Origin of the sequence: Alkaliphilus metalliredigens QYMF (genome assembly GCF_000016985.1) — a bacterium.
GTDB lineage: Bacteria > Bacillota > Clostridia > Peptostreptococcales > Natronincolaceae > Alkaliphilus_A > Alkaliphilus_A metalliredigens.
Genome location: NC_009633.1, coordinates 1,254,551 through 1,268,807, shown reverse-complemented (window position 1 = coordinate 1,268,807; position 14,257 = coordinate 1,254,551). Strand labels below are relative to the sequence as shown.

The 14,257-nt window shown below is 36.3% G+C and carries 20 protein-coding genes; 8 read left to right on the top strand and 12 right to left on the bottom strand.

Annotated elements, in window-relative coordinates:
- Positions 1-35: 35 nt before the first annotated feature.
- From AMET_RS06015 to AMET_RS06000, 4 genes are all read right to left on the bottom strand, one after another.
- Entirely contained in the window at positions 36-872 is an 837-nt protein-coding gene (locus tag AMET_RS06015) for a CvfB family protein (protein WP_012062469.1), read from the bottom strand.
- Positions 873-881: 9 nt separating this feature from the next.
- Entirely contained in the window at positions 882-1,202 is a 321-nt protein-coding gene (locus AMET_RS06010; protein ID WP_012062468.1) for a hypothetical protein, read from the bottom strand.
- 153 nt (positions 1,203-1,355) lie between these two features.
- Entirely contained in the window at positions 1,356-1,784 is a 429-nt protein-coding gene (locus AMET_RS06005; RefSeq protein ID WP_012062467.1) for a DUF1893 domain-containing protein, read from the bottom strand.
- Positions 1,785-1,932: 148 nt separating this feature from the next.
- Positions 1,933-2,652: an HAD family hydrolase gene (locus tag AMET_RS06000; protein WP_012062466.1), complete on the bottom strand. Its 720-nt coding sequence runs from the start codon at positions 2,650-2,652 to the stop codon at positions 1,933-1,935.
- Between the two features lie 259 nt (positions 2,653-2,911).
- On the opposite strand from AMET_RS06000, the gene AMET_RS05995 reads away from it, so the two are divergent.
- A complete protein-coding gene (locus tag AMET_RS05995; RefSeq protein WP_012062465.1) occupies positions 2,912-3,655 on the top strand; it encodes an AzlC family ABC transporter permease in 744 nt (247 codons plus the stop codon).
- Positions 3,656-3,659: 4 nt separating this feature from the next.
- Positions 3,660-3,968 (top strand): AzlD domain-containing protein, encoded by a 309-nt coding sequence (locus AMET_RS05990; RefSeq protein WP_012062464.1) that lies wholly within the window; start codon positions 3,660-3,662, stop codon positions 3,966-3,968.
- Positions 3,969-3,972: 4 nt separating this feature from the next.
- On the opposite strand, the gene AMET_RS05985 is transcribed toward AMET_RS05990, so the two are convergent.
- Complete coding sequence (locus AMET_RS05985) at positions 3,973-4,725, bottom strand: metal-dependent hydrolase (protein ID WP_012062463.1); 753 nt, start codon at positions 4,723-4,725, stop codon at positions 3,973-3,975.
- 296 nt (positions 4,726-5,021) lie between these two features.
- Between AMET_RS05985 and AMET_RS05980 the strand changes: the two genes are divergently transcribed.
- Together AMET_RS05980 and AMET_RS05975 are read left to right on the top strand one after the other, a co-directional pair.
- Complete coding sequence (locus AMET_RS05980) at positions 5,022-6,704, top strand: 2-oxoacid:acceptor oxidoreductase subunit alpha (RefSeq protein ID WP_012062462.1); 1,683 nt, start codon at positions 5,022-5,024, stop codon at positions 6,702-6,704.
- Positions 6,705-7,562 carry a 2-oxoacid:ferredoxin oxidoreductase subunit beta gene (locus AMET_RS05975; RefSeq protein ID WP_012062461.1) on the top strand — a complete coding sequence of 286 codons (858 nt, stop codon included), beginning with the start codon at positions 6,705-6,707 and terminating at the stop codon, positions 7,560-7,562.
- A 93-nt stretch (positions 7,563-7,655) separates the two neighbouring features.
- On the opposite strand, the gene AMET_RS05970 is transcribed toward AMET_RS05975, so the two are convergent.
- Both AMET_RS05970 and AMET_RS05965 read right to left on the bottom strand, forming a co-directional pair.
- The gene (locus tag AMET_RS05970; protein ID WP_012062460.1) at positions 7,656-9,071 is read right to left on the bottom strand and encodes an MATE family efflux transporter; all 1,416 of its coding nucleotides are present in this window, start codon (positions 9,069-9,071) and stop codon (positions 7,656-7,658) included.
- Positions 9,072-9,173: 102 nt separating this feature from the next.
- Entirely contained in the window at positions 9,174-9,368 is a 195-nt protein-coding gene (locus AMET_RS05965; protein ID WP_012062459.1) for a hypothetical protein, read from the bottom strand.
- A 343-nt stretch (positions 9,369-9,711) separates the two neighbouring features.
- Between AMET_RS05965 and AMET_RS05960 the strand changes: the two genes are divergently transcribed.
- Positions 9,712-10,077 (top strand): hypothetical protein, encoded by a 366-nt coding sequence (locus AMET_RS05960; protein WP_012062458.1) that lies wholly within the window; start codon positions 9,712-9,714, stop codon positions 10,075-10,077.
- Between the two features lie 93 nt (positions 10,078-10,170).
- Here AMET_RS05960 and AMET_RS05955 read toward each other — a convergent pair whose 3' ends face one another.
- Positions 10,171-10,695 carry a hypothetical protein gene (locus tag AMET_RS05955; protein ID WP_012062457.1) on the bottom strand — a complete coding sequence of 175 codons (525 nt, stop codon included), beginning with the start codon at positions 10,693-10,695 and terminating at the stop codon, positions 10,171-10,173.
- 197 nt (positions 10,696-10,892) lie between these two features.
- Between AMET_RS05955 and AMET_RS05950 the strand changes: the two genes are divergently transcribed.
- On the top strand, positions 10,893-11,093 hold the full coding sequence (locus AMET_RS05950; protein WP_012062456.1) for a hypothetical protein: 201 nt from the start codon (positions 10,893-10,895) through the stop codon (positions 11,091-11,093).
- A 6-nt stretch (positions 11,094-11,099) separates the two neighbouring features.
- Here AMET_RS05950 and trmB read toward each other — a convergent pair whose 3' ends face one another.
- Both trmB and AMET_RS05940 read right to left on the bottom strand, forming a co-directional pair.
- A complete protein-coding gene (gene trmB / locus AMET_RS05945; protein WP_012062455.1) occupies positions 11,100-11,744 on the bottom strand; it encodes a tRNA (guanosine(46)-N7)-methyltransferase TrmB in 645 nt (214 codons plus the stop codon).
- A gap of 74 nt (positions 11,745-11,818) precedes the next feature.
- Complete coding sequence (locus tag AMET_RS05940) at positions 11,819-12,487, bottom strand: MgtC/SapB family protein (RefSeq protein ID WP_012062454.1); 669 nt, start codon at positions 12,485-12,487, stop codon at positions 11,819-11,821.
- A gap of 93 nt (positions 12,488-12,580) precedes the next feature.
- On the opposite strand from AMET_RS05940, the gene AMET_RS05935 reads away from it, so the two are divergent.
- Both AMET_RS05935 and AMET_RS25605 read left to right on the top strand, forming a co-directional pair.
- Positions 12,581-12,856 (top strand): hypothetical protein, encoded by a 276-nt coding sequence (locus tag AMET_RS05935; RefSeq protein ID WP_012062453.1) that lies wholly within the window; start codon positions 12,581-12,583, stop codon positions 12,854-12,856.
- Positions 12,857-12,964: 108 nt separating this feature from the next.
- Positions 12,965-13,132: a hypothetical protein gene (locus AMET_RS25605; RefSeq protein WP_012062452.1), complete on the top strand. Its 168-nt coding sequence runs from the start codon at positions 12,965-12,967 to the stop codon at positions 13,130-13,132.
- 93 nt (positions 13,133-13,225) lie between these two features.
- On the opposite strand, the gene AMET_RS05930 is transcribed toward AMET_RS25605, so the two are convergent.
- Together AMET_RS05930 and AMET_RS05925 are read right to left on the bottom strand one after the other, a co-directional pair.
- The gene (locus AMET_RS05930; RefSeq protein ID WP_041720418.1) at positions 13,226-13,966 is read right to left on the bottom strand and encodes a DUF881 domain-containing protein; all 741 of its coding nucleotides are present in this window, start codon (positions 13,964-13,966) and stop codon (positions 13,226-13,228) included.
- A 91-nt stretch (positions 13,967-14,057) separates the two neighbouring features.
- The gene (locus AMET_RS05925; protein WP_012062450.1) at positions 14,058-14,240 is read right to left on the bottom strand and encodes an alpha/beta-type small acid-soluble spore protein; all 183 of its coding nucleotides are present in this window, start codon (positions 14,238-14,240) and stop codon (positions 14,058-14,060) included.
- Positions 14,241-14,257: the final 17 nt, after the last annotated feature.

Here is a 14,257-nt window from a genome sequence, read left to right as displayed (position 1 = left end):
AATTATCCACTACATCTCCAAAAACAATTCCTTACTTAGTCTAGTGTATTATTTTCATCTAAAACCCTGATTCCCTTATCGTTCTGTTCTATTTTCTTTTCCTTTATCAATCTACCAATGGCTCTTTTAAAAGCATTTTTACTTATATTTAATCTTTTCATAATCATCTCAGGATCACTTTTATCATTTAAGTACAAATTTCCACCCTGCTTGATTGCTTCTTGTAGAATCATTTCACTATCATCGTCCATCTGCTTATGGGCTACTTGTTTATTGGATAGGTCTACCCTTCCGTCTTCACGGATTCGAATGACTCTAAACTCATCCTGATCACCTATACCATATGTCTTATATCTCTCGGCATTAGGAACAAACCCATAATAACAATCCTCAATGGCTATAAAAACACCAATTCTTTCATTCTCTCCGTACACGGTCCCCTTTACCATTTCCCCGGGGGTATAGGAAGGATGTGCTTGAAGATAATCGTCAACTCTCATTGTGGCACATAGTCTATTGGTTCTATCTAAGTAGATTTTAACTAAATAATGACTTTCTTCCTTTACATCACAGGTCTGCTCTCCCATGGGTAAAAATAGATCCTTTTCAATTCCCCACTCTAAAAAAGCACCAAAGCTGGTTAAGGCTGTTACTTTTAAATATGCCAACTCGCCCACTTGCCCAAAGGGCTCCGATAGACTTGCCAATAGCTCTCCTTTAGCAGCAGTATACACAAAAACCTCTAACATTTCTCCTACTGACAACTCTTCTTCTGTTTCTTTTGCGGGTAACAACACATCCCCCAAATGGATACCATCGGAATCAATTTCTGTAATCTCTAGATTCTGTTTTACTCCAATTTCCACACTCATTGCTTCACCTCATTTATTATTATTATTGCAAGAATGACAGTTTCCATGATGTCCCTTCCCACATTGATTACTTCCTTGTTTTGTTACCGCTTGAAAATCTGCTCCCAGATTGACGTCCTGTGTTAAGAAAATTTGATCTTCTTCGTCATTATAAAAGATGACATCACAATCCTTGCTATGACAAATATAATAGTATTGTTTCCTTATCAGTGACATTAATTCTTCTTTTACAATTGCTTCTACTACCATATAGTAAAGACTATTTCCCTGTTCATGACATAGAGGACATTTTTTTTCCTTTTTGACTAGTCGACTTTTACATTCACTCATTACCTGTTGAATCCTCCTCATCTACTTTTAAAAACCTTTTTGAGAGATTCTATTTCTCTCTTTTCACAGTACGCTACATCTGCTTCATAACGCCAAGGAAACTTCTCGGCTATGGCCTTGGTAGTTTCCCTCGTTTAAATATAAACAAGGAGCCTAGGCTCCTACACTTTTAGTCATAAAATCTCTAATTGCTTCATAGGCTTCCCTTGGATCTTCAACATGATCTACCAATTTTTCCAGAGGACACTTATCAGTACCGTCTCGATTCATAATATAGGGTACGATTCGATTATATTCTACTTCGATTCCATGATGCTCTAAAACATCCTTTGCACAGTCTCCAATTACCTGAGCGTAAACTTGCTTCACTTCACCCAAAATGCATAGAAAAGCGGCTGCCTTTCCAATGACTTTATCTGCTAATGTACTTCCTTGCATCTGCTTTTCTTCATCTAACAAGATGTCCATTAAAGGTTGAATTCCCTTGTCACAAGAAGTAGAAATCACTTTCTCGTCTTTAACAAGAACATAAGAATACCCACCCTCAGCTAATTCATTTTGGGCTAAAGTTAAATCTAACATAAATTGTCCTCCCTTTACCAGTTTTACCACAACTGGGATTGCTTCAACGTACAATAGGATTGTATTGCTTATTGATCCTATTTTAGGTTCTATCTACTCATTATATCAGAAAAGAAACTTTTATGCTTAGTGATTTGCGTCTCTTTCCCTATTGACTTAGTGCTGGTAGCCCTTTGACAAACTCATAAAACGCCTCATAGTTTCCCCTATAATCCACATTTTCAAGATTCGTAGAGCGTTGAATTAAATGCTCTTCAATCAAATATGTTGTCATCCCTAATTGCTTTGCAATCATATCTTCTTCCAAATCATTGCCAATCATCATGCAGTTAGAAGGCGCTTCATTTATATTCACTAAAATTTCTTCATAAAATTGAATTTGAGGTTTGCAATAGTGCATTTCTTCAAAGCTTGTAATAAATACAAAATCATCTCGATTCAAGCCTGCCCATTGAATTCGATGTTCAATGGCTTGACGTGGAAACATTGGATTAGTCGCTACCACCAATTGATATCCCTTTTGTTTCAATAGTTCAATGGCCTTGATTATATATTGGCTTTGCCCCGTGGTTTCTTTTATTTTCACAAAATCAGTTATGTAAAACTCCTTAAATAAAGGACTCAATTCCTCCGTATCCCAAATAATCAATTGAGCAAATTTTTCAAAAAAGGCCTCTTCATTTGTTTTGGCAGGATCAACATTCCCAATCATATACTTGCTTGATGCCCAGATCTTCTCCGTCAGCTCCTCGGCTGTAAAATAATCCTTTAGCTTAATCCCCAGCTCTTTAAAATATTTTTTTGTGAATGCCTCCATATCTAATGGGAGCAATGTGCCATCTAAATCAAAAAGAATTGTTGTAATCATAGAACTACCCCTTTCTAAATCAAGTCATTTCTAATAAAATAACCAGATAGTATGATGTTCAATTTCCAGTGGTTATTTTCCACCAGATGCCTACTATAGATAATCCATGTAGAGTTGCTTGCCTGTATTATACTAGTTACATTATAAACAATTATTGTGCTCCTTGCAATTTTATGATTTAATTCTATTATGGCTTTACTGGTATTTCTCTATAAGGCGAGATGTCATTCACCATAAATTGATCTTTGGAGGACTTTATATGAATAGAATTAATAAAACAATAGATATATCCCAAAACCTTCATCCTAAAAGCATCAATGCACTTGATGACTTCAAAACAGGATTCAAAAAAGCCTTACCTATTATCATTGGTTATTTTCCAATTGCCATTTCATTTGGTGTCATCGCCTCTCAATCAGGTCTTTCTCTATTTCATATGACTTTCATGTCACTGGTTGTCTATGCCGGGGCCAGCCAATTCATGGCTGCAAATATGCTTATGATGGGCGCTTTAGGTATAGAACTCATTATTGCCACTTTTATCTTGAACTTTAGACATTTCATTATGAGTTTTTCTTTAATGAAAACCCTAAATACCCTTCCAAAATCCTGGAAAACACCACTTTCCTTAGGGGTTACCGATGAAACCTTTGCCATGATTTCTTTATTGAGTAAACAGGAGGATCAGCCAATTAGCCACCATATGACCCTCGGCATCATGTTAGGTTCTTATATTTCCTGGGTAATTGGAACATTCTTCGGAGGCTTACTAGGTATGTTCATCCCTGCGATGATTAGTGACAGCATGTCTATTGCACTTTATGCAATGTTCATTGCACTTTTAGTCCCGGCTATTACGGATCAATGGAAAGTTGGCATCGTAGCAGCAGCAAGTGGCTTGTTCTGTTGGTTTTTCAGTCTTTTTTTAGGTTCTGGTTGGGCTATTGTATTTGCTACCTTGATAGGTAGTTTTATCGGTTCATTTTTAACATTGGAGGAATGAAGCTATGGAATTATTTTGGATTATAAGTGGGATGTCAATTGTAACAATTGTTCCCAGAATTTTACCTTCTTTTATAATGGACTATCTATCCCTTTCGCCTTTTATCAATCGTTGGCTAAAAACCATTCCCTATGCAGCCTTGGGCGCTTTAATTTTCCCAGGGGTCTTATCCGTAGACCCCCAAGTTCCTTTACTAGGTCTAATCGGTGGCATCATGGCAGCTATTTTAGCCTATTTCAAATTGCATATTCTCTATGTGATTTTAGGTTCTATTTTTAGTGTGATGCTCTTAAAAATCATCGGCGTTACGTAAAAGCTCAAAACGCAATTTCTCTTATGATTTGAAAAATCACTAAAAATGCACCCATAAAAACAATATTTTCTACCCATCCACCTGTTTTAATGGTGAAGGGAAATTTGATTCTTTTGTGGGTTATGGGAATGAACAAACCAATTCCTGCTTTCGTTAACATATCTCCCAATAAATGAGAACCCATACTGACTCCAAATATCAAACTATAATCGATATCTCCATAGAAAAAACTAATTTGTCTCACTACCAAGGTACAGCCAATCAAGAATAGAATGGAATGTGAAAAACTTCTATGCTTAACCAAAAGCAGTATCATTAGGATAACACCAATCCAAATCAAGGGATAGTGTTCATAATAATAGGCGCCAATCATCACTGTGATGGCAGTCATGCTTTGTACAAAATTTCGCATCATATAATATCCCTTTTGAGCAAATTGTTTGGCAAAAATAAATCCTAAAAACAAAATCAATGCAATCCCATAAAAAATGGGTGTATCCTTTAAAAAAAATAGAGTTCCTATGGATAAAGTTGTTAATATAGCTATCCAAATCTTTTTGATATGCTTTGCCTTTAATAAACCAAACTTTCCTGCCAATGAAGAGGTTCCCATATCTAAATCCGGTAACAAAGCACCTCCCACCGCAACTAAAAGCGCTATGGTATTGAAGGACTCTACCATAAAAGGATTTCCTAGTAATACGGCGATCCCCAAAGACGTCATTAATCCTAATGCAACATGGGTCCTCCCTAACATATATGTCCCTCCTCCTTTGTTCAAATTCAATTACTTATCATAAATCCTTGATTTCCAGATTCATCACTAGGTTAGTCACTATTTCATTATACTCCGAACATACGTTTTAAATCAAGGAGTATGACGTAAAACCGCTAATTTTAGTGCGGTTTATTGTATACAGGTTTATTATTTTACTGATTACATTTTAGAATCAGGGTATATATGGATTAGAGCAATCAATTCTCGTGAACCAAGTAAGGATTTGACTTCCCCTTATATCTGGTGAATTAGAATATTCTGAAGGAGGTTTTAACATGAAGTATAATTTACTAATTGGCGGATCAGCTGGTCAAGGGATGGACACCTTATCTGCTATGCTAGAGAAAACACTTAAGCGAAAAGGCTATCATATTTTTACCAATAAAGACTATATGTCTCGGGTTCGAGGCGGTCATAATTTTATTCAAATTCGATTCGGTACAGAGCCTATTACCTCACACGGTGATACATTAGATTTTATTATTGCCTTTGATAAAGCAACTATCGATTTGCATTCCCCACGACTACGTAAAGAAGGTAAAATTTTGTGCAATGAAAATGTTGCCAAAGCACAGGGTAACATTATTGCTTTGCCTCTCCAAAGTACAGCTAAAGACGCCGGCAATCCTAAAGTGTTTACCACAGTTACCTTAGGTGCTGTATTAAAGGTATTTAATTTGAGTCTCAAGGAATCAAAAGAATTACTTCAGCAGTTCTTTGAGGACCAAGTTTTAGAACAGAACTTATTAGCCTTAGAAAAAGGCTATGATTTATTAGATTCTCAAGTCAGTCTAGAGGCTCCCCAAAAGGATCAGCATATTTTAATCAGTGGAAATGAAGCCATTGCATTGGGCGCTTTAGCGGGAGGGGTGACTTTCTATTCTGCCTATCCCATGACGCCCTCCACCAGTGTCATGTCTTATCTAGCTAAAAAACAGCAGGAAGCTGAAATCGTTGTGGAACAGGTAGAGGATGAAATTGCAGCGATTAATATGGCCCTTGGTGCTTCCTATGCAGGTGTTCGGGCAATGACCGGTACTTCTGGTGGTGGTTTCTCCCTTATGACTGAGGCCCTTGGTTTGGCAGCCATTACCGAGACCCCACTTGTTGTGATTAACGTTCAACGTCCCGGTCCTGCCACAGGTTTACCTACCCGCACGGAGCAAAGTGACCTAAGCTTTATTTTAACCGCATCCCATGGGGAGATTCCAAGAATGGTGATTGCTGTCCGCAATCCAGAGGATGCTTTTTACCAAACGGTACGAGCCCTAAACATTGCCGACCAATACCAGATGCTTGTGATCTTAATGAGTGATCAATATTTAGCTGATTATACCCAAACCATTAAACCCTTCGATTTTGACAAACTCACTATCGAGAGACATATTGATGATGGTGGCTCCCTAGGTGATGATGAAGTTTATAAGCGCTATAAGCTAACTGAAAATGGCATTTCTCCAAGACTCATCCCCGGAAAGGTTGCGGGTCAGATTGTTTTAGTTGATAGTGATGAGCATGACGAATACAGCCATATTACCGAATCAGCTGAAGTTCGTGTTGATATGATGAATAAACGTATGAAACGTATGAATTTAATTAAAAATGAGGTGCTACAGGAGCCTGATTATTATGGGGTTACAAATCCTGAAACCCTTTTTCTGGCATGGGGATCGATTGAGGGACCTATGAAGGAGGCCATTGGAAATCTTGAAGCAGCAGGTCATGCTGTAGGTGCCTTGGTATTTGGTGATCTATGGCCATTGCCAACAAAAGAGCTTGAAAAATATGCATCTCAATCAAAGCGCATTATAAATGTAGAGCAAAACTATACAGGCCAATTAGCCCGGCTCATTCGACAAGAAACAGGTATTCAATGTAGTCACAGTATTCTTAAATTTGATGGTAGACAGTTAAGTGGTCAAGAAATTACCAATAGAGTCATAAAGGAGGTACTATAGATGATTGATAAAAAGGTTTTCGAATCACATGATGAAAAAGCATGGTGCCCCGGTTGTGGTAACCACGGTATACTAGAAGCTTTGAAGCAGGCCTTAGCAGAGCTTGGTAAGGAACCCCATGAGGTAGTCATTGCTTCAGGAATTGGGCAAGCAGCCAAGACCCCTCATTACATCAATGTAAATGGGTTTAATGGCCTTCATGGTCGTGCGATTCCTCCAGCTGTAGGGGCTAAAATTGCCAACAAAGAATTAACGGTTATTATTAATTCTGGAGATGGAGATTCCTATGGTGAAGGTGGAAACCACCTACTCCACAATATTCGTCGAAATGTAGATATCACACATTTTGTCCACGACAATCAGATATATGGATTAACAAAGGGGCAAGCTTCTCCTACAACTGCCCAGGGACAAACAACGAGTATACAAACAGGGGGAGTGGTTGTCAACCCACTCAATCCTTTAGCCTTTGCCATTAGCTTAGGTTGTACCTTTGTTGCACGAAGCTTTGCTGGGGACAAAGATCATCTTGTTCCAATTATGAAGGCAGCCATTCAGCATAAAGGCTATGCCCTTGTGGATATTTTACAGCCTTGCGTGGTTTTCAATAAAGTCAATACCTATCAATGGTATAAGGAACGTGTCTATCATTTAGATGAAGGCTATGATGTCACTAACAAAATGGCAGCTTTCCAGAAATCCTATGAGTGGAATGAAGGGATCCCCATGGGTATTATTTATCAAGAGGAAAAAGAAACCTATATTGATAGAGTTGCAACATTAAGAGACGGTTCTCCACTGGTGAATCGAACTTTGGATCCGAAGAAAGCGGAAAGATTTTTAGAAGACTTTAGATAATCGACTCTTATTTAGAAAATACTTCAGCAAACTTGATAAAATTTCAAAAGACTATCTCACGCATCTTCGTGAAATAGTCTTTTTTCTTGGTGATTAATTTTCAAATTCTCCGTCCCTTAATTTCACATCCCCTGAATCCATTCTATATTTTTGAATAAAATGTGCTTTAAACCACACTTTTGAAACAATACCAAAGAATACATTAGATGCAGCTAATCCTATCCAGATCCCAGTGATTTCCATGTTAACAAGATACGCTAATGTATAGCTCAAGGGAATGGCTAGGACAAAAAAGCGAATAGCCGTTGTGATGAATGTTGGTAGGCCTTTTCCAATGGCTTGAAATGATGAATTCGCAACCATTCCCATACCAATAAAAGTATAGCTCAAGGCCATAATACGCAAATAGCTTGTCCCATGCCTCAGTACCTCTGCTGCATTCCCTTCTGCCTCACTTAAAAATATCATGAGTAGTGGTCTCGGAAAGACAAAAACAAGGACAGCCAGCCCTGCCATAATAGACATGGCGTAAATGGTTGCCTTTTGATGAATTTCCTGAACTCGGTCAAATCTTTTAGCACCAAAATTTTGTCCTAGCATCGCAATGGTTGCGGCTCCTAAGGCGACACCAGGTAAAATTGTTATGGTATCAATACGGAATCCTAAAGCGTAGGCTGCTACAGCTTCCTCGGAAAATTCCATGGCAAATTTATTCACAAAAACCATAGTAAAGGCAATGGCCCCTTGGGCAACAGAGGATGGTAATCCTACCTTTAAAATACCTATGATTAACTTCCACTTATACGTAATATATTTTTTCTTGATTTCAATGCTACTTTTTCCTTTTAAAATGAATGAAATCCCTAGAAGTAAACCGCTTGTCCATGATATTGCTGTAGCTACGGCTGCACCTGCGATTCCCATTTGGGGAAAGGGTCCGATACCAAAAATTAGTAGTGGATCTAATATGATATTCATGACTGAGCTACTCAGCAAGACCGCCATGGAAAGCTTGGTTTTCCCTTCTCCCCGAAAGATGCCATCAATGGCATGAAAAAGGAATTTAATTGGCATTGCAATAATAATAATGATAATATACTGCTTTGACATTTGAAATACGTTCTCCTCAGCCCCCATAAAACGCAACAAGGGATTAATACCTATGAGGCCCATAATGAGAAAAAACATACCGATTGCAATAGACAAGAGCAACCCATTGGTAGCTGCTAAGTTGCTTTTTTCTGTTTCCCCTTCACCGATGCTTCTGGCAACTAAGGAACTCACCCCCACAGATATTCCTGCTCCAAGAGAAATGCTCAGCATAAATACTGGAAAGGTTAATCCCATGGCGGCAATGGCATCGGTTCCAAGTCTAGACACAAAATAAGTATCGACTATATTAAATAATGTTTGCATCATCATGGCTAATAAAATTGGTAATGCTAATCGAATAAAAGTAATTCCAATTTTACCATTGAGTAAGTCTAAATTTGTATTTTTCCCCCTCATATGGTCACGCTCCTTTATCCATGGGTTTGCTTACGATTTTATCTGTTTTATGGTTACGAAGTACTTTAGGCACAAAGAAGCAAAACACCCGCTATGAGGTGTTTATTGGGGTAAAACCATCCAAACAAAGACTAGAGAAATAACAGACACGATCCGAATCATTCTTTTTTCTTTGGGGGTTGGTTCAGGATATTGTCTCCCTTGAGATTCAGCCAAATACCACATAAAGCTTGGGTGGACAATGTTGATTCCAAAAAACAACGTTGCAATGATTTTGATGAAGATAAATATGTTCATTTCTCTCCCCTTTTCCTTTTGTTCTTTTGAATATTCTTTATCAAAACTAAAAATCTATACTTTATTCTTTATTAGTTCTATTAAAGTTTCAAATATTTCAACCTAATCCATTATATAACAAAATCACTATGAAATCCAACACAAAGCCCCTTTGCATTAAGCCTTTACAACTACCCTTAGTACCTGCTATTATATCTAGTTTGTGTCCTGTTATAAAATCCCCTTTCTAGATAGATAGGGGATTGTTATTTTACAAAAAATAAATTATACTGGTGAAACGAGGTTAAAACAAACTGGATTTAGAGAACGTATAAAAAATAGAATAGAAGCGAGGGATGATTATATGAATCGATACAATATCCTTAGACAAATAAAATTAGCTTTTAAACTCTCTATGGGTACCATCCTATTAGCTTCAATAGTTGGTTTAGTCACAGGGTATTTACGAAGTGACTCTGATTTATTAAAAACAATTTTCAATACAAATTATATTGTTGGAGCCCTTCTCATCACCTTTGGCGTTTTTTCACTCTTTTCTCCTATCAACCTAAGAAAAACGACTCGTTTAGTAGACTACTCTAATGTAACTGATGTATTGAAGGATGTAAAAGAAACCAAGGACGAAATGGGACTTGACCACATCTATTGGGGAATCACCCATTTACTATTGATCAGCCTAATTGAATTAGCATTATTTTATATCCTCTAGCTTATGTAACTCCTGTGTGTCGTTAAATCCATATGATCTTAGGAGTACAAGACCGAACTTCTAAGCCTTAACCGAGATAGGTCTTTACTCTCTTTATCTTAAATCACTCAAAAAAACTGTTCTTGCATCATTGATAATACTATTTCTTAATTCTTTTTGTAGTGTTAGTTTCTGATAACCAAGGTAACAAAACTTTTGTTGACTATTTAGCATATAATAAATATATATTTCTCGCTGTAAGGCTAATTTAATTAAACTATAGACTCCCTCTAAATCATGCAAGGAAAAAATGATTTTAGAGGTTTTTTCTTTTGTTTTCATTTCAAAAAATACTTCTTTTTCATTCCAACTCAAGTCACAGACTAGCTCCTCTAATATCCACTCCAGTTCTCCTTCTTCATGATATATAATATAAATGGCCACTTCTCCATTTTCGTCTAGTCCACTTAAGTGTGAAGTGACGTCATCCTTCTCTCTCCATACATCTAAATCATAAAAATGGTTCTTAGGAATAAGTGTCATGGGTGCAAAATGTTTCAAAGCTTTCTGCTGGGTTTTTAGCAAAAATCCCTTGGAAATTTTTTCATAAAGCCTTGCAGCATTGTTTTGAGTAAGCATGTTCCCAGACCCCCCTTTTATAACATAAAAAAGTATAACAAATTTTTAATAATGAATTGGTTATTTTGTAATACACTGGCGCATTATATATTATATGATGTAAATGACACTTAATGTAAACGAGATTTTTATTCACGCTACATTGTAGTCGAATTTATTTGGAGAATTAGATATAGTGTTCTAAAGGAGCGAGTATTATGAACAGCTTAGAAGCATTAACGAGACTACAAGAACTTAAAGTAAAAATAGAGAGATCCCATCCTCCTCAATTACAAATTCAGCAGCTTAATCATGAGTTTGATTTACTGAAGGGATTTTTACTTTCATCTCCCTTTGCTTTTGATTCAGTGAAATCTTTAGTTTCAGAAGTGGAGTATCAATTAAAAATGCTACAGTAGCTTAGGTTAAACTGTAGCAATGCACTTGTAAATTGTTTTTCCAGCCTTTACAAATTTCTCTTCGTACTCTGTCATGAAAGGATCCTTTATCCCATCATTATGAAGATTATAAATCACTTGGACAAAGTGAAAATTTTCTTCCTTAAGTTGCTGCAATGAAAATTCAAATAATGCTTTGTTATCAGTCTTAATCTGGATTTCTCCTTGTTCACTTAATAATCCTCTATAAATCTTCAAAAATCCTTGATGAGTCAGTCTCCTCTTTTTATGTCTTTCTTTAGGCCAAGGATCACTAAAATTCAAATAAATTTTTTCAATATTCCCTTCTCCAAACACTTCATTCAAATCCAAAGCATTGTAGTGAAAAAGTCCCATATTACTCAATTCTTGCCTGGAGACTTGTCTATCAAGCTTCTTTAATGCCTGTAAAAGTACTTCTTGTGACTTCTCTAATCCTAAATAGTTAATGTTTTTATGTACTTTAGCAAGAGTCGTTAAAAACTGTCCTTTTCCTAAACCAACTTCTAAATGAATTGGATGCTGATTTTGAAAATAAAGATGCCATTGATTTTGATACTGACTGGGATCTTGTATATAAAATTCATACTCCTTTAATTGCTCTTTTGCACCTGGTATATGTCGAACACGCATTAATCCACCTCTATCTACTTAAATATAGTAATACTATACCATTTTTTTTCTTAAAAATCCACCGATAGCCCATCCTACAGGATTTTCAATCCTTTAATTTCTCGATTATCACTCAACAGTTTTACCACATCTTCTTTACTTTGAAAAGTATTTTTCTTCAATTGTAACGTCAATATAGCAGTTTCACTTTCATCTGTATCCATATCCATTGAAATGTTAGTGATTGAAATCCCATTCTTGCCTAATAAATCTGTGATTTTTCCAATTTGTCCTGGTTGATTAATTAAAAGTAATTCAATAGCTAGGTATTTTCTCTGGTCCGGAATTAACCATTCCAGCATTGGAAATACTTTTAATGCAATGTAAATAATCAATGTACTCATAATGGCACCACTATAAAAGCCAATCCCTAAAGCCAATCCGATTGATGCAATGGCCCATAAACTAGCGGCTGTGGTCAATCCTTTTATTGAAAATCCTTCTTTAATAATTGTTCCTGCTCCTAAAAAACCAATCCCACTAATTACCTGGGCACCCAACCGAGCTGGATCTAAATTGGCCTGATGCCGATAGGTTTCAAATATGAATATAGAAATAAGCATGACTAAAGTTGAACCGATACAAACTAAAATATGTGTTCGAAAACCTGCTCCTCTTCGAACACTTTCTCTCTCAACCCCAATCAATCCTCCTAGTACTACTGCTAGCAATAAACGTCCTGCTACTTCTTGGGTTGATAACATGATTCCACCTTCTTTTATAATGTAAAAGATGCTTTTATTGATTTTTTATTATACAATAGATATGTATTATTAGACTTTACAGGAGTGATCTAAATGGAATTAATGAACACCAGTGTATTTTTAATCATGGAATGGATTAAAACCCTATTTATTTTCACAATAATTGATAGGATCCTTATCCAAAGAAAAGTAATCGATACGTTAAAGAACCACGAAACCTATCTTTCATCATTAGTGGTGGCAGCTTATCTAATTATTGCTAGAACACGTGATCTACCGCCATTAACATTCTTATTAGGCGCTGTTATCGTTATGATCTTTTATCTACTATTAAGAACATTGTTTCGTGTTTTTGTTAAAAGTGAATAACTGAAAAACTTCCCATTAATTGCACTGATATTTTCTCCTATAATGCAAAAAATATAGTATGACAAGAATGAATTAATATTTTCTCTTGTCTATATAGGAGGGTGTAAGATGAAAACTTTTTTAATGCTTTTGATTTTATTGTTTTCCATAATGAGTCCTACCATACAGGAAATCGATGCTTATCAAAAAGAAGAAACCAATCTATTTGTTTTCGAACAAAATGAAGAGTCTATTAACTCATTTAAACCGTCTGTTTTATTTAAAGAAATTTGCTAATGTTTTAGTGACAATATGGTAGATTTTTACTCAACAAACAAAAACAACAAACCCTAGTGATTAGGGTTTGTTGTTTTTGTTTGTCATATTTAATTACTCACCTTCAATTGGCGTTAAGAAACGAATGGGCTTTTCTCTTTTAATTTTTGAAATACTAAGCTGTTCCTCAAATGTGATGGTGTATTTAAGACCATCGGCTACCATTGATTCAAATAGTACTGTACGGTAATCTATATACCGATTAAACTCTCTTGTGTTTCCAATAACCCGAATTACATAGGGTGGTGCTATGGGTATTGTGTTTACATTGATATGATTACCCGCAAGGGTTACTTCACTCCGTTTAGTGATCCGTTGATTGTTAATGGAAATCACTTCGCCCCCGAAGACTTTAAGTTCATTAATTAAATTCAATAGGTACTTCCTTTGTTGAACAAATACTGCAATATTCTCATCACTGGGTCCTTCAATTGTGATGATCATACCAGGTCCTTCTACATCAGTGTGTCCTGCCAGTAAACGGTGTTGGTCCACTTCAATTCGGAGTTGCTTTAATACAATACTCTCCTCAGTACTTTCTTCCTCATATTCCTCTACCGTAGTTTTCAATTCATAAATTCTTCGTTCCATATCTTCATTGGCTTTTATTAAATCCGTTACTTCTTGAACGCCATGATCAAGATTATAGGAAAGCCCATATTCTTCATTTATTGGATTCATTCGAGAAGACACTTGAACCCCGATCATTATTCCGAATAAAACAAATAAGATAATAACAATTCCTTTTGTTGAGGATCTCACCTTCGCCACTTCCTTTAATTTCAGTAAAATCACTTACTAAAATAATACCTCTTCCACTCTAAATAGTCAATGGCATAGCTAATAAGTTATCCTTTTAACATTTAAAAAAGGTCCTAGGTTTACCCTAGGACCTCCCTAAATGCGTTAAAGATTTTTCTGCTTCTTCTACCATTTTTTTCACCATGTGACCACCCACATAGCCAGCCTTCGTTTGATTTTCTAGTCCTAGCTCTTGTGCGATTTCTTCCTTGAAAGACAGTAAGGCTTCTCTCGCTTCTGGTATCACTGGTGACTTTTGCCTTCTCATTTTTCTCACCTCTCCTA